The 22,335-nt window shown below is 50.4% G+C and carries 22 protein-coding genes and 1 pseudogene; 3 read left to right on the top strand and 20 right to left on the bottom strand.

From position 1 onward, the window contains the following. Nucleotides 1-171 precede the first annotated feature (171 nt). A complete protein-coding gene (locus PVA01S_RS00655; protein ID WP_230876008.1) occupies nucleotides 172-1,350 on the top strand; it encodes a benzoate/H(+) symporter BenE family transporter in 1,179 nt (392 codons plus the stop codon). 83 nt (nucleotides 1,351-1,433) lie between these two features. Here PVA01S_RS00655 and fdhA read toward each other — a convergent pair whose 3' ends face one another. The 14 genes and pseudogenes from fdhA to PVA01S_RS00725 form a co-directional block, all read right to left on the bottom strand. Next, nucleotides 1,434-2,651, bottom strand: a complete 1,218-nt coding sequence (fdhA, locus tag PVA01S_RS00660) for a formaldehyde dehydrogenase, glutathione-independent (protein WP_127604353.1) — start codon at nucleotides 2,649-2,651, stop codon at nucleotides 1,434-1,436. Nucleotides 2,652-2,754: 103 nt separating this feature from the next. Continuing rightward, a complete protein-coding gene (locus tag PVA01S_RS00665; protein ID WP_127604355.1) occupies nucleotides 2,755-3,660 on the bottom strand; it encodes a LysR family transcriptional regulator in 906 nt (301 codons plus the stop codon). Next, nucleotides 3,657-4,583 (bottom strand): LysR family transcriptional regulator, encoded by a 927-nt coding sequence (locus PVA01S_RS00670; RefSeq protein WP_054795860.1) that lies wholly within the window; start codon nucleotides 4,581-4,583, stop codon nucleotides 3,657-3,659. Before PVA01S_RS00670 ends, PVA01S_RS00665 begins: the two co-directional genes overlap by 4 nt. Before the next feature lie 122 nt (nucleotides 4,584-4,705). Further along, entirely contained in the window at nucleotides 4,706-5,392 is a 687-nt protein-coding gene (locus tag PVA01S_RS00675; protein WP_054795859.1) for a cysteine hydrolase family protein, read from the bottom strand. Further along, complete coding sequence (locus tag PVA01S_RS00680) at nucleotides 5,389-7,329, bottom strand: TRAP transporter permease (protein ID WP_164751694.1); 1,941 nt, start codon at nucleotides 7,327-7,329, stop codon at nucleotides 5,389-5,391. Before PVA01S_RS00680 ends, PVA01S_RS00675 begins: the two co-directional genes overlap by 4 nt. Before the next feature lie 59 nt (nucleotides 7,330-7,388). After that, nucleotides 7,389-8,510, bottom strand: a complete 1,122-nt coding sequence (locus PVA01S_RS00685; protein WP_164751695.1) for a TAXI family TRAP transporter solute-binding subunit — start codon at nucleotides 8,508-8,510, stop codon at nucleotides 7,389-7,391. Nucleotides 8,511-8,609: 99 nt separating this feature from the next. Next, nucleotides 8,610-9,812, bottom strand: coding sequence for a Gfo/Idh/MocA family protein (locus PVA01S_RS00690; RefSeq protein WP_127604363.1), 1,203 nt, complete (start codon nucleotides 9,810-9,812; stop codon nucleotides 8,610-8,612). A gap of 3 nt (nucleotides 9,813-9,815) precedes the next feature. Beyond that, entirely contained in the window at nucleotides 9,816-10,013 is a 198-nt protein-coding gene (locus PVA01S_RS00695) for a hypothetical protein (RefSeq protein ID WP_054795852.1), read from the bottom strand. Between the two features lies 1 nt (nucleotide 10,014). After that, nucleotides 10,015-11,265, bottom strand: coding sequence for an aromatic ring-hydroxylating dioxygenase subunit alpha (locus tag PVA01S_RS00700; protein ID WP_127604365.1), 1,251 nt, complete (start codon nucleotides 11,263-11,265; stop codon nucleotides 10,015-10,017). Continuing rightward, the gene (locus tag PVA01S_RS00705) at nucleotides 11,262-11,996 is read right to left on the bottom strand and encodes a class II aldolase/adducin family protein (RefSeq protein ID WP_127604367.1); all 735 of its coding nucleotides are present in this window, start codon (nucleotides 11,994-11,996) and stop codon (nucleotides 11,262-11,264) included. Before PVA01S_RS00705 ends, PVA01S_RS00700 begins: the two co-directional genes overlap by 4 nt. 54 nt (nucleotides 11,997-12,050) lie before the next feature. Further along, nucleotides 12,051-12,803: an IclR family transcriptional regulator gene (locus PVA01S_RS00710; RefSeq protein ID WP_258313361.1), complete on the bottom strand. Its 753-nt coding sequence runs from the start codon at nucleotides 12,801-12,803 to the stop codon at nucleotides 12,051-12,053. 161 nt (nucleotides 12,804-12,964) lie between these two features. After that, complete coding sequence (locus PVA01S_RS00715; protein WP_164751696.1) at nucleotides 12,965-13,912, bottom strand: DMT family transporter; 948 nt, start codon at nucleotides 13,910-13,912, stop codon at nucleotides 12,965-12,967. A gap of 60 nt (nucleotides 13,913-13,972) precedes the next feature. Then, nucleotides 13,973-14,187: pseudogene (locus PVA01S_RS00720) on the bottom strand (hypothetical protein); the annotation flags it as partial. Nucleotides 14,188-14,320: 133 nt separating this feature from the next. Next, nucleotides 14,321-15,208, bottom strand: a complete 888-nt coding sequence (locus PVA01S_RS00725) for a LysR family transcriptional regulator (protein ID WP_127604373.1) — start codon at nucleotides 15,206-15,208, stop codon at nucleotides 14,321-14,323. Between the two features lie 100 nt (nucleotides 15,209-15,308). On the opposite strand from PVA01S_RS00725, the gene PVA01S_RS00730 reads away from it, so the two are divergent. Continuing rightward, nucleotides 15,309-16,220 carry a DMT family transporter gene (locus PVA01S_RS00730; RefSeq protein ID WP_054795848.1) on the top strand — a complete coding sequence of 304 codons (912 nt, stop codon included), beginning with the start codon at nucleotides 15,309-15,311 and terminating at the stop codon, nucleotides 16,218-16,220. 69 nt (nucleotides 16,221-16,289) lie between these two features. Here the strand turns inward: PVA01S_RS00730 and PVA01S_RS00735 are convergent, their stop codons facing one another. Continuing rightward, nucleotides 16,290-16,640, bottom strand: a complete 351-nt coding sequence (locus tag PVA01S_RS00735) for a hypothetical protein (protein WP_054799160.1) — start codon at nucleotides 16,638-16,640, stop codon at nucleotides 16,290-16,292. A gap of 153 nt (nucleotides 16,641-16,793) precedes the next feature. Here PVA01S_RS00735 and PVA01S_RS00740 point away from each other — a divergent pair, with 153 nt between their 5' ends. Continuing rightward, nucleotides 16,794-17,090 (top strand): hypothetical protein, encoded by a 297-nt coding sequence (locus tag PVA01S_RS00740; RefSeq protein ID WP_054795846.1) that lies wholly within the window; start codon nucleotides 16,794-16,796, stop codon nucleotides 17,088-17,090. Between the two features lie 22 nt (nucleotides 17,091-17,112). Here the strand turns inward: PVA01S_RS00740 and PVA01S_RS00745 are convergent, their stop codons facing one another. From PVA01S_RS00745 to PVA01S_RS00765, 5 genes are read right to left on the bottom strand one after another with little or no spacing between them, the layout of a single operon-like run. Then, nucleotides 17,113-17,439 carry an STAS domain-containing protein gene (locus PVA01S_RS00745; protein WP_127604375.1) on the bottom strand — a complete coding sequence of 109 codons (327 nt, stop codon included), beginning with the start codon at nucleotides 17,437-17,439 and terminating at the stop codon, nucleotides 17,113-17,115. Between the two features lie 14 nt (nucleotides 17,440-17,453). Then, on the bottom strand, nucleotides 17,454-19,517 hold the full coding sequence (locus PVA01S_RS00750) for a FapA family protein (protein ID WP_127604377.1): 2,064 nt from the start codon (nucleotides 19,515-19,517) through the stop codon (nucleotides 17,454-17,456). A 13-nt stretch (nucleotides 19,518-19,530) separates the two neighbouring features. Next, on the bottom strand, nucleotides 19,531-20,373 hold the full coding sequence (locus PVA01S_RS00755; protein ID WP_127604379.1) for a PP2C family protein-serine/threonine phosphatase: 843 nt from the start codon (nucleotides 20,371-20,373) through the stop codon (nucleotides 19,531-19,533). Nucleotides 20,374-20,377: 4 nt separating this feature from the next. Continuing rightward, nucleotides 20,378-20,689 (bottom strand): STAS domain-containing protein, encoded by a 312-nt coding sequence (locus PVA01S_RS00760; RefSeq protein ID WP_164751697.1) that lies wholly within the window; start codon nucleotides 20,687-20,689, stop codon nucleotides 20,378-20,380. Between the two features lie 51 nt (nucleotides 20,690-20,740). Continuing rightward, nucleotides 20,741-22,330, bottom strand: a complete 1,590-nt coding sequence (locus PVA01S_RS00765; protein ID WP_127604383.1) for a methyl-accepting chemotaxis protein — start codon at nucleotides 22,328-22,330, stop codon at nucleotides 20,741-20,743. Nucleotides 22,331-22,335 lie beyond the last annotated feature (5 nt).

Raw genomic sequence — 22,335 nt, forward strand, 5'->3', positions numbered from 1 at the left:
CTCGTTCCTTTCCATGGCACATTTTTAATTTTACTTATTCCCCCAGAGATTCCTATGACTCGAACGGGCTATTATTATTACGGAAAATTGAACTCTTGCCATGCATGAAATGCGGGGGCTTGACAGGTAGGATTATAATAAAAGAATTAGATGAAGCTGGAGGTGCCACATTTGAACACGCAGAACGTATCCAGCGGTATCATATCCGCTCTAATGGCTTATACAGGGGGCCTCATTCTTGTGATTGATACGGCGAACGCCGCAGGCTTCAGCAGGCCTGTGCTCATTTCCTGGATTTGTGCCGTTTACATCATCGGCGGCCTATTGAATCTTGCTTTGGCGCTGATGTACAAAATTCCAATCGCCGGCTGCCATTCCATTACAGCGATAGCCTTTTTAAGCACGGCTGTTTCCGGGTTCTCCTTATCCGAACTGGCAGGGAGCTACATATTGGCGGGAGTCGTCGTTGCGCTGGTCGGGTTGTCCGGCCTGTTCGACAAGTGGCTCCGTTACATTCCGAAACCGATGCTGGACGCCATGCTGGCGGGATTGGTCCTGAACTATATCGTCAAAATGGTTCCCGCCCTCAAGCAAGCTCCGCTTATTGGCGGGTTAGCCGTATTCGGATTTTTGATCATGCCGAAAATATCCAAGAAAATCCCGCCGATCATCGGGGTACTGGTTTTCGGCATCATAGGACTTGCGGTCAGCGGCTCCTTGCCGCCGATGAAAGAAGCGGTATTCGCATGGCCGCAAACCGTAATGCCTACCTTTACCGCGCATGCTTTTATATCGATCACGATACCGGTCGCCGTACTGATTCTAAGCAACGATATTGCCGTAGCCCTTGCCGCGCTCCGAAAAAATGGCTTCGAGCTGCCCGTCAACAGGATCTTGGTCATTTCGGGCTTGGCCACTTCCTTCGTCGGTTTATTCGGCGGACATGCTGCCACCGTTGGAGGGATGATGAGCGCCATCTGCAGCCAGGACGAATCGGGCCCCAAACACAAACGTTACTGGGCGGGTGTCGTTTCAGGAAGCCTGGTGCTTGTGTTTGGCCTGTTCGCGTGGTGGGCCGTTTCTTTTATTGAGGTGCTGCCGCTTTCTTTTATTACCATTATCGCGGGATTTACGTTGATCGGGGTGTTGATGAACAGCCTGCAATCCGCTTTTTCGGAATCCACCTACCGCTATTCCACCGTGTTTGCGTTTGCGATCGCTGTGTCCAACGTGACTTTTCTTGGGATTGCTGCGCCCGTCTGGTCCCTGGTCATCGGCGTGCTTTCGGCCAAAATATTAAGAGAAGGCATCGATCATCGGGTTGCGGAAAAAGCCTTGGAAGGAAATTGAAGCAGCGAGCGAGTGCCGCCATACAAAAAAGAGGATGCCGCTGTTGCCGTTGGCATCCTCTTTCGCACCTGCATGCAGGTCTATTATCGTTTTACGGAAAGATGAGGGTCAATTACAAACTTTTTGGAAGCGCCTTTATCGAATTCCGAATAAGCGGCAGGCGCTTGGTCGAGCGAGATCAAAGTAGCGTTGACCGCTTTGGCGATTTGGGCTTTTCCGCTCAGGATGGACGTCATCAATTCCCGGTGATACTGCATGACCGGCGTTTGTCCGGTTACAAACGTATGGGATTTGGCCCAGCCCAAGCCGAATCGGATTTTTAAGGTCCCGATTTTGGCATCTTCATCGACAGCGCCCGGGTCACCGGTTACATAGAGTCCGGGAATGCCAAGCCTTCCCCCCGCACGTGTAACCTCCATAATCGAATTTAATACGGTAGCAGGCGCTTCGCCATGCGCGTGGCCATGGCCGTGCGCTTCGAATCCTACGCAGTCGATCGCGCAATCCACTTCAGGCTCCCCTAGAATTTGGTCAATTTGCTCAGCCAGGTTCGCATGCTCGCGCAAATTAACCGTTTCGCACCCAAAGCTCTTGGCCTGCGCTAATCTTTCGCTGTTCAGGTCGCCTACGATGACAACAGCTGCGCCAAGCAGCTGGGCGGAGTGGGCCGCAGCCAAACCGACCGGACCGGCACCCGCGACATAAACGGTAGATCCCGGCTTGACACCGGCGCTTACTGCGCCATGATATCCCGTCGGGAATATATCCGACAGCATGGTCAAATCGAGAATTTTTTCCATAGCACGGTCTTTGTCCGGAAATTTAAGCAGTTGGAAGTCCGCGTAAGGAACCATGACGTACTCCGACTGGCCGCCGACCCAGCCTCCCATATCCACGTAGCCGTAGGCCGAGCCCGGACGGTCCGGATTCACATTCGAGCATACATTCGTGTTGCGTTCTTTGCAGTTCCGGCACCGGCCGCAAGCAATATTAAAGGGGACGGAAACAAGATCGCCCTTCTTAATAAACTCGACATCGCGTCCGACTTCGATGACTTCTCCGGTAATCTCATGCCCTAATACCAAGCCGCTTGGAGCGGTTGTACGGCCTCTCACCATATGCTGGTCACTGCCGCAAATATTAGTCGTGATCACCTTCAGAATGACGCCATGCTCACATTTCCTGCCGACGTTCAACGGGTTGACACCCGGTCCGTCCCGCAAAATCAATTCGGGATAACTGATATCCCGAACCTCCACTTCTCCTGGTCCAACGTAAACAACTGCGCGATTTCCTGCCATGAACATCTCTCCTTCTGTAACCGTTTACACAAATTAACCGGAAGTATGTGAAATTATGTAAGTAGTTCGGCAGATTCATCATACCATGTTTGAGTAAAGTAACTCAAGCCTTCGTGTGCAATTCGACCGGCCACAGCATGAATTGCCGCATCAGCTCGACGAGCGCCTGATGCTCGATCCTCGTTTTTCGGAAAATCAGGCTGATTTCCCGTCTGATCGGGCGGTTCAGATGAAGCGGCAGCACCACGAGCTTGCCTGCTTCGACATCTTGATCCACGACGATGGAAGGCAGAAAGGCGATGCCGTTACCGGCCATCACCATCCGTTTCACCGCATCGAAATGGTTCAATTCCATGGAGATGCGGATCGGCAGGCCGTGCTCCCGAAACAAATTATGGATCATATAGGAGGAATTGGATTCCCTCTCGCTGATCAGCAGCGGTTCGTTCTTCAGGTCGTAAAGATGGAGGCTGGGGCATTGGGCGAGCGGATGCTTCGGCGCAGCAACAAGCCGGAATGGATAGGCGCAGATCGGAAGGCTGACCATGTCCGGATGCTCCAGGTATCCGGCGATAAATCCGACGTAGGCGACCTCGTCAAACAACATTTCCATCACTTCGCGCGTGCTCCCGATGTGCAGCGGCATATCCCATTCCGGCCGCTTGCGGATAAAATCGCCAATCAGCGGAGGTAAAAAGTAAGTCATGATGGTCGGGGTTCCTGCCACAGGCAGCCGCACTTTCGGGCTGCTCTGAGCATCGGCCAGACGTTCCAGGCCATCCTTGAGCACGCGCAGCGATCTTCGGGCGCACTCGTAGAACGCTATGCCCTCGGCGGTTACGGTCAGCTTGTTGCCTGCCCGGCTAACTAAAGGTACGCCAAGCTCATCCTCCAGCGCCTTGATCCGCATCGTGACAGCGGGCTGCGATACGCCGAGCTCCCCGGCCGCCCGGCTTAAGCTGCTGTGTTCTATCAACTGGCCGAGCACATCCAGGTGGAATACGTTCATTCGGCACCCCCCGCTATTTCCGCAGCTTCCCGCAAGGCAAACTCCATAAAGGCTTGGGAAGCCTGTGCATGATTCGAGGCTTCGCTTCGGGAGACCATAAACAAGGAAGAGCGGATATCCGGCGGCGGCGCCATCCGCAGACTGACCAAATCCCCGCTCTCCAGCTCTTCAGCAACAGTGAGACCAGGCAGGAAAGCGATAGCGCCGAACGGCTGCAAATATCGTTTCAGCGTTTCCGGATGGTCGAATTCCATGTGAACCCGGAGAACAAGACGGTGCCGAGCAAACCATTGCTCCAGAAGGCTCCATGGCTCCGAACGCGTATCGAACCCCAATATGGGGCATGACGCCGCGTCTTCCGGACCGATCGCCTCAAGCCGGGTTAAAGGATGTCCCTTGGGCACTACCGGGATGACCGGATCGCGGAGCAGCGGATAACGGACGAGGCCCTTCTCCTGCGGCTGCTCCTGAACCATGCCGATGTCCGCCTTCCCTTGCGTGACCAAACTGAGTACCTGGGAATTGGAGCAAGCCGACAACTTCAGCCTTACCTTCGGAAACTTCTTAGCGAACCTCCTGATCATGTCCGGCAGCATGTAGCTGGTGAAGAACGGCGTCGCAGCGATATTCAAATGCCCTGCATGGGCCATGCCCCTGGCATGAATCCGGCTCCGTCCTTCTTCGATGAGATCCATAAACCGTTCCACGTATGCGACGAACGCCGCTCCTGCATCCGTGAGTTCAATCCGCCGGCCCGTTCGGACAAACAACGGGACACCGACCTCATCCTCCAAGGCTTTGATTCTTCCGGTGACGGTAGACACCGACAAATACATGTCTTCTGCAGTTTTGCTGATGCTCCCTGATGTGACAACCCGTTGAAACGTCTTCAACAAATCGATTTCTAACGGCGGCACCCTCATTCGAATTCTCCCTTGCTTCAATCGCTTTATGCCCATTCTAACAGCGCGCTCCCTGCCATAAACAAAGCTGTGCCGCCATGCGGAACAAGTTTCGATTTTTTGTCACATAACGGCAGATTGAATCAAGGAAGGCGGTTTGCGGAAATGGACGGCTTCAATTGTTCCCAAGTGAGTACGGAAGCGTACTTGGCGTCCAGATCATACAAATTATTTTCATGTGCAAATCGGGAGCGGTCAAAACAACCGTCCTCCATAACGAAGCATGGAAACCCGTTGGAAAATCCGTCAACGGCTGTCGCCCGCACACAACCGGAGGTGGAGCCTCCGCATAAGACAAGGGCATCCACCTGCTGCCTGATGAGATAGCTCAGCAAGGGGGTGTGGAAGAAGGCGCTTGCTTTGGTCTTCGGCATCACCCATTCGCGGTCGAGCGGTCGGATGTCTTCCGCGAATTGATTAAATAATTCGTGAGCTTCATGCGTGACCGACTTAGGCTTTGTCGCCGTCCCCGCATAAGTCCCTTGCCGCAGGTCCATAACCGTATAGACGACCGGAAGCTGAAGTTCGCGAAACCGCCCGGCGGCCTGCCGGATCGCGGACATCGCCTCCCACGCCGCTTCTCCGCAGGAAGTCCGGTATTCTTGAGTCGCCTGCTCCAAAGGTAACGGTCTGGAACCCGTAAAACCGTACGTGCAGTCAATGATCAACAACGCGGGTCTGGAACCCATCGTTTGACGGGTATGGTAACCTAGCTGCTCATAGGTTCCCCGCTCTGCCTCCGGAAGTCGTTCCACCCATGATTTCATCATATACTTTTATTCTCCGTTAAGTTGGGTGCGCGCCGACTTAAATACTTGGAGACCAACACCGACGACGCAGCGATAATCCCGATAATATCCATATAAGCTTGAGGGAAAATCATCATGACTCCCGCTACGAAAATGACTAAACGCTCAAACCCGTTCAGATTTTTCAGGAGCCAGCCCTCCACTGCAGCAGCCAAGGAAGCGATGCCAATCGCGGAAGTCAAGACCGCAACGAGAATCGTACCGATGGTTCCTTCCATGAGCAATCCGGGCTGATACACAAACATAAACGGCATAATAAATGCGACCAAGGCGAGTTTGCAAGCCGCCCAGCCGATCTTGTTCGGGTCCGCTTGGGCGATGCTGCCTGCGGCGATACATGCGGTTGCTACAGGCGGAGAAATACACGAAAGCACAGAATAATACACGATAAACAGATGCGCAGACATGACGCTGACACCCAAATTAATTAAGAGAGGCGCGGCAAGCGCCGCCGTCAAGATGTACGAAGTGGACGTCGGCAAGCCCATTCCGAAAATAATACACATGATCGCTGTGGCTACCAGTGACAAGAATATATCTCCGAACGTAAACTCGAAGATCATCGTTCCGAATTTGGAGGCCAGCCCGGTCAGCATAATTTCATCGATAAACATGCCCGCCGCCGCACAAGCCAAGGTGACGGGAATGACGCGTATGAGCGTTTCTTCGCACGCTTCGATGATTTTACGCAGGCCGATTCTTCGCTGCGGATTAAACCAGCTCATGACAATGATCAGAGCGCAAGCCAAAATGGCGACGTATGGCGCGGTGTATCCCTGCTCGATTCCCCATATCAGGAATAAGATAGGCAGCAGATGCATCCAGCCTTCTTTCATCACTTCCTTAAATTTAGGGACACTGTCCATGGTGGGCATATTTAATTTTTTCGAACGGAAATGGACCTGCAGAAAGATCCCCATATAATACAATACCGCCGGTATGATGGCCGCAATCATAATGTCGCTGTAGGGAATGCCGGCATATTCCGCCATCAGGAATGCCGCGGAACCCATAATCGGCGGAGCAATACTTCCTCCGGCCGAGGCCGCAGACTCTACGGCGCCTGCATAAACCGGATTGTATCCGATACGCTTCATGATCGGAATATTGACGGAGCCGGTTGTCAATACATCCGCCGTCGGACTGCCGGAGATCATGCCGAACATCCCGGCGGAAATAACGCCGACTTTGGCCGGTCCTCCGACAGAACGGCCGGAGAGCATGGCAGCAAATTTAAAGAAGAAGTCTCCCCCGCCGGCTTGCGTGTAGAAGGCGCCAAACAGGACGAACATAAACACGTAAGTGGCCGCAACGCCAATCGTGGTTCCAAATATACCGTTAACGGTGTAAACCATATCGTCCAAATAATGATTTAACGTAATCAGCCGGTGTGAATAAGCTCCGGGAATTAAATGGCCAAAAGCGGTGTAGGCCATAAAGACCAGCACGATAATCGTCAAGGAGGAGCCCAGTGTGCGGCGTGTCGCTTCAAGCGTCAGTACCACAAGAACAATCCCTACAAACGTTTCGAGCGAAGTCAATTCGTTGAATAACGGGATTCTTTGTAAATATTCCGGCGTGTTCACCATAAAGAAAATCCATATGGCGAATGAGAGCAAGGAATAAATGATATCCCACCATGTCGGAAGTTCATTTCTTACATTCTTCCTGGAACTGTATAACAAGAACGTGATCCCCAGTACAAAAGGGTAAAAGATTGCCGCATATTGAAACAAATCCATATTCCCGATCGCACCGAGCCAAATTTCAAAAATCGATAAGGCCAAGGCAAAACCAATAATGACGATGCGGAATAGGCCCTGGGGTCTTCGCAAAGCCCCTTCCCGAAACCACTCCTTGAACCCGGAGCCTGGTGCTTCTGTATGTTCATTCGTCAAGTTGAATACCACCTTTCCATCTTGTTAGGACTTCAGCGATTTCTACTCGTAGAGGTTCATTATTTTTTCAGAGCACCGACATCTTCAAATAAGGCCTTGGCTCCGGGCGCTAACGGAACGGACCCGGTATCCGCCAGCTTTTGCGCGGATATCTCTTTCATGGCCGGGTGCAATTCCCGGAGGATGGCGATATTGTCAACCAGAGCTTTCGCCATTTTGTATTGATCTTGTACGCTTGCTTTCTTACTTACGAGAATAACGGCGCTCAGCGTTACCGTATTCACATCTTCTTTCTGCCATTTATAAGTACCCTTCGGCACAACAATATCATTCAGCTCCCATACTTTCTTCAGGGCGTCCTTGGATTTTTGATCGAGGCTCCACTGGACAAGCTCGGTATTGACGGCTGTTTCCTCCACTTTCGAATCCGGCGCAAATACGAAGTCGATGGAAATGTCCATCCGGTTGTTCTGCATAGCCTCAAACCGCTGCGCGCTTCCTGTCCAGGTTAAAGACCCGCCCCACTGCTTCAAGGTCGCCTCCGTAATGCCGTTGACCTCAAGCAGCGTATTCGCCCCCAGGGAATTCATATTTCCTTTCTGGTTAATGGCGATTCTTGCGGGAGCTTTCTTGGCGGAAATATCCGCTAAACCGGTTAACCCGTACTTATCTGCAAAATCTTTGCGGACCGTGACTTGAAGAACAGCGTTGTCATAGATCGTAGCAAGCGCCATCAGGTTTTCATATTTCTTGTTGAAGGGAGCGATACCGTTTTTGGCAGCCGTCACTTCAATAGCTTGCACGATGCCTAATTCGACTTGCCCCTCGTCAATGAGCTTGATATTCCCCGCGCCGCTGCCCGGTTCATAGGTGGCTGCCGAGCCCGGATAAGAAGTCGAGAACGACTTGGAAATCACTTGCCCCATACCCGACCAAAAACCGCCGACCGACCCTCCTGCAAGCGTAACCGTCATCGGATTTTTATTGTTTTTGTCAATTTGAAGATCGGCCTTTGGCTCAGCGGCTCCGGCTGCAGCGGAAGCCCCAGATGCGCCGGAAGCAGCAGCCGGCTGGCTGGCGGCGTCTTTCTCGGACGGGGCGCCGGAACAGGCGGCCATCCCGATGGATAAGGCGAACGACAGTAAGGTAAGCGGCAGTTGCTTCCATTTTGTTTGTTTCATAATTTTCATCTCCCTTAGAAATTGTTTGTAATCGCTTACAAATCGTTTCTTTAAGAAGTGCCGATGAAGACATCAACGAGTAACGATCGCTAATCCTGACTACTTCAGCGGCACCTGGTGGCTTAACACGATTTCCTTTTTTTCCTGGGACGACTTCAGTGCGGCTAAACAAATTTCCAAGTTCGCCAGCCCCCATCTTCCGTCATGAACAGGGCGCTTCCCTTGAATCACCGCCTCATAAAATTCCTCAACGACCTTATCACGCCCATTCACATCTTGCGGAAGCTTAAGATGCTCGACTCCCTCTTCGCCATACACCATCAGACCTTCCGGCGTTTGCCGAATGTCGCCCCGTTCCCCGCTGACGATGGTTAGACCGAAAAAGGGCTGCTGCACATCACGGTCCGCATATTTCATGGACGACTTGCCGTTGTAACCGGAGCGGCTGCTCTTTAACGCCTGCTCTTGGCTCGAGCTCATGGCCCGTATCGTTTTGCGATTGGACGCATAAGCTCCGGCTGTCACCCGCTCACCCCATTCTCCAATGTTCGAAGTCCATTCCGTCGTATGGAAATGATCGTATCCGTTATACACGGCGGTTGCGGAAGCGCCGTCTTCAAAATCGAAAAAAACAACATGGCTGCCTTCCGTCGGCCTCTTGGGGTCCCAAGCGCCGGCAGACGCCCGAATGCTTCTGACCTTGCCCCCGCCCAGCAAACGGATGATATCGAACTGATGGGCGCCTTGCCGGAAAGTCACCCCGCCGCCCAATTCCGTTCGGAGCTCCTCACGCAGGCGAGGCCTATACATCCAATCGGTGTAGCACCACGTATGGGCCATTGTGAACTTCCCGATGATCCCGCTTTCAAGCACTTCTCTCATCTTTAAAATAGGAGGGTCAAAACTGTGCGAATGGCCGACCACCATCGTCACCCCGCCCGCTTCTGCCGCCGTTACCATCCGGAGCGCTTCTTCCAGCGAAGTGGCGATCGGTTTTTCCAAAATGATGTGCTTCTTCGCAGAGGCGGCGAGCAGGACATGTTCCGTATGAAATGGTGTCGGTGTAGCAATGTAAACGGCGTCCACCTCGGGCGAGAGGCACATCCGCTCCACACTAGGATAAGTCTCCGCAGCAAAATCGGCATGAAATTGGCGAAGCTGTTCCTCATCCAGGGAAGCGGCGGCGGTAATGCGTATCCCCGGATGTTTAAGGAAAGCGGGAAGCATCGCTTTCGTTGCGGTCCCGAGTCCGGCGATCCCTACACGGATCACCGGACGCTGCGGTCCCGGTTCGGAAATCATAGGCTATTCCTCCGTCTCGGTCGTAATCATACGTTTCACTTCCACCACTTCCCCTCTCCAGCCGCAAGCGTGGCACCAGCAGAAATAAACCGTATGATGAGAGCTCCAATATTCAATGATGATGCTGCTGGGATCGTGCATCGAATGGCCGCATCCGTTGCAAAATTTGACCTTATCCGGTCCCTTGGCTGGTTCGCTCATATTAATGGACTCCTACCCGTTCGAATAAGGCGATTAAATCTTGGGCAACCGGGCAATATTTCGTCTGAAACCGCTGCGTAATACTGGCGAAGCCTTCGCTGAAATGGTGCTTTTTACGCTCAAGCGGCAGTTCAATGAACTGATTGGCGGCAGGATCGCGGAACACATTGATCGGCTCCTCCCCCTTCGCAACCTTGGCGATCTGCTCCTTCAGCATCTGTCTGAATAGAATGATGCCTTTATCCGTCGTGCCCAGCTTCTCATTGGTACGATCGGCAACCGCACCCTGCGTAATCCAGCACATAATGTCCTGTCCGTCAATGTAATCGGTAATAAACGCTCCGTTCTGATCCTTATAAGGCACTTCGTAGACACAGACCTCTTTCAGATTGTCGGGAATTTCTACGTCCGGTCCCGGCACATAAGCGTTATACCAAACGTGCCATGTATGGTGATCGTCAATCGGCACCCGCATTTGGAAGGCGTAAGTGCCAAGTCCGCCGCTGCCGACAGCCAGCATATAAGGGAACACGACCGGATGGCCTACTTTCCAATCATCGCTGTCTTCCGTTTGACCGTGAAGCAGCCTGCGTTTAACGATACCGTATTGGAACCGGTCAAATTCGATTTTCAAATGCTTGCGTTGAAAAGCTACTTCCTGCTTGGACCCGTTTTGTGTCGTAATGTATTCATGGTAGTGCCCATGCAGCCATTCCGTGTGAACCGGATCCATCGAATTTTCCATGATCTGCAGCCAGTTCACCGGCAGCACCGCCTGACCGATGACGCGAATCGCGTTGTCGACGACGAACCCGTCAAATCGGGGCAGCAGCGGAGCAGGCTCCGGACCCATGTAACCAAAGATCAGTCCGCCCATCTCTTGAACTTTATAGGCAGCGATTTTTATGCGGTCTTTAAAGGTGCTGTGCTCCGGCTCATTAGGCTGTTCGGTACATTGTCCGCTGGAGTTAAAGCACCATCCGTGATACTGGCAGCGGAGCCCGTCTTGTTCGGGGATGCCGTGCACCATGGAGACGCCTCTGTGCGGACATCGTTCCTGAACCAATCCCAAATGGCCCGACTTGTCGCGGTATAGAACCAAGTCTTCGCCAAGCAATCGCACTTTCTTGGTATAGGTGTTATTTAGATCCGATGCGGCAGCAACCGGAAACCAGTAACGGCGAAGCAATAGACCAAGCGGCGTCCCTGGACCGACTTGCGTTAGAAACTCGTTCTGTTCTTGACTAATCATCGATGATCGTCCTCCTTGTCATCTTCGATTCCGCTAAGCGCACCTTGCTTTTCCGCTTTCTCCTGGTGATACGTCCACAATTTTTGGATGATGCTCGGCTGCCAGTTGGAGGACCGGGTGCGTTCCAGATTGTCGCCCTCCAGCACCCTCATGTTCGGTCCCAGCAAGGCGGCGTCATATTGTTTTTTTGCATTTTCTTCCAGAAACACGGAGATTGTAAACGCGCTTTGGACATTCTCGGACGCCACAACGGTTCCATGATGACGAAGCAGAACGGAACTGGCCTTGCCCAGCTTCTCCGCCACTTGTTCTCCCAATTCCCGGGTATTGATCAGACTGGAGTCCTCGAACATCGGTACATCCCGTACGAAGGCCCCGACCCCAAACACCGGCTTTAGTGGAATATCCGCTATGCCCAGCACGGTTTGATAATGAGGATGATTGTGAATGACGCTGCCGACATCCGCTCTTCTTCTATAGATTTCCGTATGGATGTGGAACTCGCTAGGCGGTTCCGAATCTCCTTCGACGAGTCGGCCTTCCATGTCGCACATGACAATATCATGAACGGTAAGTGAAGCCCGGCTCGCTTTACGCGAATTGATCAGAAAACGGTCTGCTCCGGGTATTCGGACACTGACATGGCCGTTATTATCCAGCAGCTCGATACGCTCCAGCATCCGGACAGCCTTCGTCACAAGCAGCTTTAATTCATGGACTTGAGCATCCAACCTGCATCCCTCCTTGCACAAAGTCAAAATAGAGCGCTTTCATAATCATGCGGTTTATCGGGTTGTTTCCATCATGACACCGGAATGACCCATAGCAGCGGAAATTTGATGGGCGCTTTGTGTCACCTTCTCGATGAGGAATTGCAGCCGATTGTCCGTCAGTCTTTGAACGGGGCCGGCTGCCGTTAAGCTGGCGACAACGTGACCGCTATGATCGAATACCGGTGCGGAAACCGAGAAAGCTCCGGGTATTCGATCGTTGACGGAAGTGCCGTACCCTAGCCGGACGATTTGTTCGAGGCGGTCCATCAGCTCGGGTGCTGTCATAAGCAGCTGCCCGTCCTTCTCTCCTTGTTCGATCAGGCGGCGCTTCCGTGGCTCGGGCATGAACGAGAGCAGCACCATACTGGATGCTCCCTGATATAAAGGAACCCGTTGGCCGACCTTGACGAAATTCCGAACGACTTCGGCGCTCTCTACCATCTCGATGCATACCCGATAATCGTCATCGACTATACTCAAGCCGACGGTTTCGGAAATTTCCCCGCACAGCTGCTTCATAAACGATAATGCGACGCTCCTTAGCGACATCGTTCCTCCGACGATCGACCCCAGCCTGAACAATTTCAAGCTTAAACTGTATTTCTGATTGTCTTCGTTTTGTTTGACGTATCCGCATAGGATCATCGTTGCGAGCAGCCGGTGGACGGTGCTTTTGGAAAGCTTGCTCTTCTCGGCGATTTCGCCAAGAAACATATCCGGCTTTTCCATCGTGAAACATTCCAAAATTCGTAAAGCCCTCTCCAAGGATTGAACTTTCTCACGCTCAGCGATTATGCCCCTCCCCCTCTATCATTCCACGATGCGGAACTCATTTCGTAATGTGGTATGACTCCATTATACGCGCTCGAGCGAATCCGAACTTGCGGGATTATTAATACTACTATTAATAATTCCGAAGCATGATTTTACATCAAAATGATGACGTTGATTCCAGCCAGCACCAGCAAGACGCCAAGCAGGGTCCGCCATGTGATCCCTTCCTGATTTTTCAAAAGAAAATAGCTGATCGGCAGGACCAGAATCGGCGTAGACATATTGATTACGGTTGCGATCGAAACCGGCAGCCATTTCATTGACGCGATGTATAAAATCTGCGCCGTGATCGTAAGAACCCCGCTGCTCGCATAAAGCAACAGTCCCCGGCGGTCGGCGTTTCGAATTTGATCGGCGACGGTACTGATTTTCATGCTGAACGTCATATGCAGCAAAAGTCCGGCTACAGCCCCGATCCATGCGCCCAGTATCGGCTCGTTCCACTGCTGTACCGCCGATCCCCTCAAAATATTCCCGACGGCGTAGCTTAACGAGCTCAACAGCGCCAACAGGATATAAGGATGAAACAACGCTCGGAGCACGTTCCCGCCCGACTGCCCGGCAGCTGCGATTTCCGAATCGGCAGCGCTGGTTTCCGCAGTCAATGCCCGTTTCGGCTTCACGTAGTTCACGAGAAACAATCCGAACAATACCGTGATAACGGCGAACCATTTGCCTACACTTAGAGATTCGCCCAACACAGCCCATGAAATCAAGACGGTGAATACGGGATTGCTCGTCTGGAACGTACTGGCTTTAGCCGGCCCCAGCCGTTCAATCGTTTCAAAGAAGAACCATCGTCCCAGGAAAGTTGCGAAGAAGCCGGACAATAAGAACAAGAGAAATGCCTGAAGATGAAACGGCTGAATGTCACCCTTCACCATGTATTGAACAGCGAACAACAACGTGGAAAACATAATATTGACCGAAGCGGAAATAAAAAACCCTAGCGTTAAGCTCAACCGGGAAGTAGCCATCTTCGTAATGATAATATTGACAGCAAATAACGTCATGGATAATAAAGCCAACAATTCTCCCATCATTCACCTTTTTCTGCATATTCGCCTAAAAGAAGAAAAGCCCGCAAGGGGCCCTTTCTTTTAGGTGTATACCGATTTTTTAGCATATAAGTCCAAACTGATATCCAACGCTTCCACGGAGTAAGTCAGGCTCCCCATGGAGATGACGTCGACGCCGACCGACGCCTCTTGACTTCCACCTCAATCGTCATCGTGTGAGGCACCGATTTCCGTGCCTTCGTGACCGCTTCGCGCAAACCGCCGGCAGCCTTAATGTGATTGTCTTTGATCAAGATACCTCCTAATGGTTATATTCAATCAAACAGGAAGCGCATGGCTTGAGCATAGCTAGCATTAGTATCGTATCGCGGGAATCTTTCCCTCAACAAGTCGCTTGTTCTGCTATGTGTAACAGATAGAACAAATATTTTATTGAAACATATTCGAATCCGGGGCGAATAATTGCTTCATCGTTTTGATAAACAGCTGAACGGCAAGCGAGCATTCCGGCAAGGAAGGTACGGCAATGCTAACATCCCGGTAAACCCGGGGTTCCAGATCGCGCGTTTGGATGCCTGGGGGCAAATGAGTGAGGGAAAGGCCGGATAGGATGGCCGCGCCCAAGCCCTCCTTGATCATGTTCAGCACCGTGTTTACATTGTAAACCCCATACGCAATGTTCAATCTGACTCCCGCCTGGTGAAACATCTCGATGATCGGCGCATCGTAGCCCCCATGACAAACGATCAGAGGCTCACTGTCCAGATCGTTGATCGTGACGGAGGCTCGAAGGCATAACGGATGGTCGTCCCTTAGGACCGCGACCATCTTATCCCGCAGTATGGGAATATGATCCATCTTCCCGTCCGGGAGTATGATGATGCCGGCATCCACCACCCTCGTCCGCAACCATTCCTTCACTTCCTCGATCGTTCCTTCATGGAGCTCAAGCCGGAGATTGGGGTAATTTCGTTGAAAGAAATCGATGATTTTAGGAAAAAAATGGGCCGCCGCGCTCGGAAACGTTCCTATCCGAATCGTTCCTACTTCAAGCCCTTTTTCCGCTGCTGCAATCTGTTCAATGTTCTCGATCCGCTGCAAAATTTCCCGAATCTGAACAAGCACCCGTTGACCCACATCGGTGAGGACAATGCCTTTTCTGCGGTCGCGGACAATCAGACTGACGCCCAGATCGGACTCCAGACCGGAAATGGCGTGGCTGACCGCCGGTTGGGTCATATTCAAGGCTTGTGCGGCTTTGGTGAAGCTGCCGGTCTCCATCGCTTTTGCGAACACCATATACTGGGTTATCGTCATAACTAATTACTAATGCTCCTTATAAAAAACATTCATTTTATTTATCTTATCATTTAGCTTATCATATACAATCAGTAAACAACAAGGAGCGCGATTATTCATGCATCGACCGTCACGTAAACAGGCCTCTTTGCTGCTCGCATTTTTAATCGTCATGTGGGGAGTGAATTGGCCTTTAACCAAGCTTGCCCTGCATTACGCGCCGCCGCTGCTGTTTGCCGGTCTGAGAACGGAAATCGGCGGACTGTTGTTGGTGTTCATTGGGCTGTTTCGATACAAAGAGCTTCGCTTCAAGCAAAACTGGTCGATCTACTTGTTATCGGCCTTACTTAATATCGTTCTGTTTTACGGATTGCAAACGATAGGACTGGGTTATCTTCCCGCCGGACTCTTCTCCGCCATCGTATTCTTGCAGCCCGTACTGCTCGGCATCTTCTCCTGGCTGTGGCTCGGCGAATCGATGTACAGGCTGAAAATCATCGGTTTGATTCTCGGATTTACAGGCGTTGCCACCATAAGCGCAGGCGCACTGACCGGGAATATTTCGTTAGTCGGGGTTTTGCTTGCTCTCGGTACTGCGCTTTGTTGGGCTTTCGGCACCGTCTATATGAAGAAAATCGGAGATCGTGCGGATTCCGTATGGCTTGTCGCGATGCAGCTCATCATCGGAGGCATTCTGTTAATGGGTTCCGGATCGGTCTCGGAAGCCTGGTCCAGCATTCAGTGGGACGCATCCTTCGTAGCCATTATGCTCTTCATCTCCATTTTCGTCATTGCGTTGGGCTGGCTGACTTACTTTATATTGATCGGTACCGGAGAAGCCAGTAAAGTGGCCTCCTTCACCTTCTTAATCCCGCTGGTTTCCATTACCGGAAGCTCTCTTATGATGAACGAACCCATTACGATTCATTTGGGAGTCGGTCTCTTGTTCGTCCTCGTCAGCATATTACTCGTGAACCTGAAGCCCAAACCGGGGATCTCAAGCTCCGCTGCGGCCACCGGACATCATTAATCAGGCATACATCGACAAATAGCTGGCCGCGCAGAGCGCGGCCAGCTATTTGTCTGACAAACCGTATTTTCAATTCGAGCTGCGTCCGGCTCGGGGATTCCGGTAAAATTCGATCGAATCGATAAACGTAACCCGGTATGCGCCGGCAACCGCATCCAGATCGTACATGCGTCCATGACCGTCCTCTCTGGACGCGTAAACAACGTCGTGCCGCAACTTATCCATGGCTATTTTGCCGATGAACTGGCGCTCATACTCCGCATGCTTCGTTTTAAAATCTTCATTAAACTCCAATACCTCATAGAAAGCCCGTTCCACCGCTGCGTTTACTAAGGTCAGTTCTTTTCCATTCTTGTAAACTGCCACGTAATAGTTGCCGCGGTCATCCTTGATCATATCCGTCAACAATTGAATGTCCATAGCCCGGCGTCTCCTTTCGGCAGGTTCCTTGTTTATACCCGTTAGGTTGTGTTCCCTGCAAGTACATTATACCAAATGCACTTGACTGCGAACAATTGTTCTGTATAATTAGGTATAAGAACGCTTGTTCTATAATGGAGAGGGGTGTAGACGATGAACGCTATCAAAGTCAGATTCATTGAAAGAGACTATTACAAGAAACTGATGGAATCGAACAGCCGCGATCTTTCCGATGCCCAGATTGAGAAGATCCTTACGATAGCTGACGCTAATTGGGTCGATCTTACTTTTAAGTTTTTTGATGATGGATCAATGATCATTATGGATAACGATTCGGACCTGCCCATCTCCGTTAAAGATTTGAAAGGAGCGGCTTATGACTTTTATGTGAAGCAGCGGATTAGAATGATCAGAGCCAACCTGGAAGCGAAAATTTTACAAACCGCTTAATCAACAGGGTTGCTGCGATGATTCATTGCTGCTCCAATCCATCAAACACATCACGACCCAGTATTTCCGGAAGCTGGAGGAGTGAAAACACCTGCATCACTTCCGGATTAATTTTTTTAATAACAACTTGGCTTCCTTGCTCCCGAAGGCTGTTAATGAGCGAGATCAACAAACCGATGCCCGACGAATCTACAAAATGAACTTTCGCAAAATCGATTTCAATCTCCTTGCTTTCCAATAACTTCGGTAACATTTCGTCTTCCATTAATTCCGTTACATCGATATCCATATCTCCTTCGAAAGACGTGACGGTTTTTGAACCTTGTTGCTCAATGACGTAATGAAACATTCCGACACCCCCTATTACTTGATCAGCAGCTGCCCCTCTTCATCGAGACGTGCATACACGTTCGACGATTGGGTCGTAAATTTGTGCATTTTCGTTCCGATTTGGATCATCGTATCTTCCATGACCCTGTTCAACCGAATCGTCTCGCCTTTGGGGACCGTGATTCTTGTACTCATGCCGCCCTTAGCTCCAGCCTCGCTAATCTTCACACCTTTGGCTGCATAAATTTCACCGCCGCGGATATATCCGTCCACTTCGATAAATCCACCCGCATACAGCTTGGAGTTATACACCCCTTGTTCCATAATGACGATATCGCCGCTTGAGTACAGCTGGCTGTTCAGGGTGTAGCCTGCTTTAATGAAGCAATCGGCATTTTCCGAATTTTCTTGCGTGTCGGTAAATAGCTGCTCGGCTCGCTTCATAAGCTGAACCATCTCCTCCACGGACCTGAATTCGGAATGGGTCAGCATAAACCCCTTATACAATCGTTCGCTAAATTCCGCCCAACTTTCCTCCAATACTCCCGTACCGCTTTGAATCTTATGAATGAGCGACGTCGTAAGCTGAGGAAACGATTTAAACTTTCCGTCGCATAAGATTTTAATTAGGGGACCAAGCCCCGCCTGGGAAAAAGAGGAAACTTTAAATGCCGACACCGTCGAGAGCTGATGTATCGCATTGATCATGCTCCGCATTTGCTGGATGAGATCCCCAAGAATGTGATGAATCTCCGCGATCAACATATGATTTTTCCCTGCGTTGATTTCACTTGAAATAATATTTTTTCGAATAATAATCGAGCTGCCTGCAAATATTTTTGCCCGATTTACATTATGATGAACGAGTACATTACCCTGAGCCTCCACAAGCATGGCATCCTGAATGGAGCCAACAATCTCAACATCGCCAACGAAATGCAAATTTCCAGTCTGAAGGTCGACATCCTTGGCGATCATTAATTTGGGAACGACTGAAATATGGACGGTTGTCCCCTTCTCTTTAATGAGCGGATGTCCGGCTTCGGTTGCAACTACCTTGGTTCCATCCCCAACCAGAACTATGCCCTTCCCTTCATGAACAACCAAGGGTAAAACTTCCGGAGGAAACACAGGTTCATTGGTTACCGTTGTGCCAGGCATCCCCGGCACAGGCGGCTGGACGATACCTAAAACTTGTCCGGGCTGCGTAGAAGGAAACTCGCGAATCTCCCGGTAATCGACCGTACCGTCCGAACGTTCCTTTAAGCCGTTTTTGATTTCCATATCTTGCAGCGATAAGAAGCAGCCGTTTTTACCGGGTTTCGGAGGATTGCCTTTCGCGATGACGAATACACCTGGCTCATCACTCGTGCAAGCCGAGGCAATCTGGGTATAGTCGATACCGTACACAATCCCCAACTCGCGAAGCTTTTCCATGACGGGTCCGGTTTCAATCGTCACGGGGATCAGATGTTCCTCTACTTCCAGTTGGATATAGGAGTGAGGCGCCTTTTCTTTTAGCCTGCGGTAGATGCGGGCTCCCGGGACTACCTTGAGCACGGCTTCCATTTTATCATCGCTTACCACGATCTCCCATTGCGGCTCCAGTATGTCGTCTTGAAGCTCTACATGAAGAATATCTTGTTCGCTGACCACCACTGTTTTTTCAATGAGTTCGTCATTTTTATAAAATTTGATATCTTTCCCTGGTGAAATGAGCGGGTAGTGATCTTCCGCGTCTTTGCAAAAGATCATTCCATCCGCAACCCAGACTTTTCCTAATAAATCGGATTCATCCCGCTTCTCTGGCGAGAGCGGGGGAAGCAAGCGATCCTCCGCCGGCTCTATAGAGGCCATCTCCTTTTCCAGCGTGGCCATGGACACCGGGTCCTCCGCTTCGGATACGGCCCCCATTTCCTTGAGCGTTACCCGTATTACCGCAGGTCTTGAGCCAATACCCAGTATTCCCTTGGATTCCGTCTCGAGAATTTCAATATCCACATGCTCCATCGTTTCACCCATAAGGTCTAACGCGATGGCTACCGCTTCTTTTACGGTTTTCCCTTTGGATACAACACTTTTTCCCTTTGCGAACAAGAGCTACCCCTCCTTATGTACATACGATTGGGGAGTTAAAGCTTGTGATTTCCGTCTGTTCCTTGCCTGCCTTGAGCACGACCATGGTAATATCGTCCTTTTGGGGCAAGCCTTCCGTAAAGAGGTTGATATGATCAACAACAATCGTCTCGATTTCAGCCGCACTTTTATGCCCATGTTGTTCAAGAATTCGAACCAGTCTGTCCAATTTAAACATCTCGCCCTTACTATTCTGGGATTCCACGATCCCGTCCGTATAGAAGAAAACAAGATCCTCATCCTCAAGCTGCATTTCTTTCTCTTTGTAAACCTGTCCGGGTAATCCGCCAAGCATGACGCCGTTCAAGTCATGAGGCTGCACGACGCCAACCTCCGCCCTAACGATCACCGGAAGGTTATGTCCCGCATTGGCATAAACAAAAACGCCGGTATCCGGTTCCCAATCTGCACAAAACACCGTGACGAAGGACTTGAGCACTCTTAAGTCCCGGTACAAGGCATTATTCATCGCGGTAAGCGTCTCACCGGGTCCCTTCGTGGCTTCTGCAGCGCTTCGGAAGGCTCCGCGAGTAAGAATCATAAGCATGGCGGCAGGGATTCCCTTGCCCATCACATCTCCGATTATAATTCGGACCTTCCCGTTAGAAAGCGGATAAAAATCATAATAATCACCGCCAATCAACCTTGCAGGGAAGGAAACCCCCGATACTTCGCCGTTCGTCAGATCAGGCTTCTCCCCATTCAATAGCTTGGTTTGAATATTACGAGCCATTTGGATCTCTCGCTGCAGCGTTTTATTCATTTCTGTAGTGGAACCAACCTCACTGTTGGTTTGGAGCAGTACTTTTCGGAACATCAACTTACTGTCCCCCTTTTTGCAAAGACTCCATGATTCGAAATATGCCTATGGTGTCGAACAATTCGGTAATAACGTTATTCATACTTACGAATTCAACCGTACTTCCACGTTCGCTCGCATCATAGATCATGGATAGAAACGCACCGATCCCCGTAGAATCAATAAAATCCAAACCGGCCAAATCAACTATGATCTTCGTTACGTTATCGGGAATGCCGAGTTCAAAGTCGTCAATGGTCGAATAATCCATGAGACCGATGATTTCTACGCGCAACGTAGATCCTTGTATGTGCTGCTTCATTTCCAATCTCACGATCATTCCTCCTAGCTGTTCGTTTGGTAAGCCGCCCATCGCCGGAATTATTTATTGAAGCTTAAACTTTGCAAGATCATCCAGAAGGGAATGGGAAAGATCGGACAGTTCACTGGATTGTTCATGCAAAGCTTTGAACAGATCGGAAAGGGCAATCGTAATCTCGGTTGTATTGTTTGTCCGGTGATTAGCCAATTGTCGCATTTCATCCAGTTTGTCCATAATGACTTTGGCGCCCGGATCGTCTAACTGCTGAACCAGATGCTTCTCGAGCTGATCCAAAAAGTAATAAATTTCTTCAACGGTATCCCTGGATTCGGCGGTCGCTTCCATGGACATCGTGAACGCTTTTTCGAGAGACTCGTTTGCATCCGTTTCTAAGAGAACGGACAGCTTTTGTGCTTGCGTCGCTTTCTCGCGAGTATCGGTCAACAACTGGTGTAACGTGTCGACCATCGTATTGGTTGAGTCGGATAGCTCGCCGAGTTCTCCCCCGTCCAGAATTTGACTTTTCGCCGTCAAATCTCCCGCTTCGAGCTGTTTGATTTGAATGATGATCTTTTGAATGTTACGGTAAATGCTATTAAAGAAGTTGGCAGTAAGTATAAAGAGCGCTACGAGAGAAAGTAAGCCGAAAATAATCAAAATGAGGGATTGGCGATACAAAGGCGCGCTCATTGTTTCGTAATCGAGCGAAATATAAATCACTCGGCCCTCATCAAACGGGATAAACATTTTATACAATTTTTCGCCATTGAACTTTTGCACATAAGATACCCGTTGAGCGCTCTTGTCCATCTGCACGAGAATCTGCTCGTCTTCCTGAGTCTGATCGTTATAGGTTCCATAGACAATCTTTTTCAAAGGAGGGTACATTTTCTCAGCCAGGCTCGGGTCCTCAAATACGCGCGGGTCCAGCACCGCAATTTCCTTCGCATATTTGTTCTCGCTCAACACCTTCTTAATCCACGAATCCGGGCCGACCTCTTGCGTGAATTGATACACTTCATTCGCTTCAATATACGGATTGATCACATAATCCGTCCCCGGCTGGTGGTAATAAGCATACTTGAAAAATCTCGGTTTATCGTCATGCGAGCCGGATTGAGCGATATAAAGATTAATGATATTCTGGTTCACATAACTGACGATACCGTTGCCTTCCGGCTTTTTCCCTTGCAGCAAATGGTCTAAGGCCAGAAAGGCTTCCTGCATGATGCTTTTGAAACTAAACCCGATCTCCTTCGGGTCCGAGGATTTAACCCCTACGATGTCATCCCCTTTTCTTGCAAAAAGGGTAATCCCGGCAATTTGAAACTGATCGCGCAAGCGGATCAGATCCTGATCGGTAATATGATCAAGGGACTTTCCTTGCAAGTGATCGGCAATCCGCGCGGAAATGGATTCTAATTTATAGTCGATTTGTTGTTCGATCGATTTGGAGGCAAGATCCGTTTCTTTGATGCCGTGCTCTATGCTGTTGCCAATCATCAAAGCCTCATTCATGACATTTTCATTGATCTGTTCACGCAGAATAAAGTATTGAAACGTACCGGAGATCAACGCAATGGTTATCATCATAATGAGCATCTTGCGAATGAACTGCCAGCGCAAGGTTTGGCTTGCCGTTGATTTACTCATGGGTA

The organism is Paenibacillus validus NBRC 15382 (assembly GCF_004000985.1).
GTDB lineage: Bacteria > Bacillota > Bacilli > Paenibacillales > NBRC-103111 > Paenibacillus_G > Paenibacillus_G validus.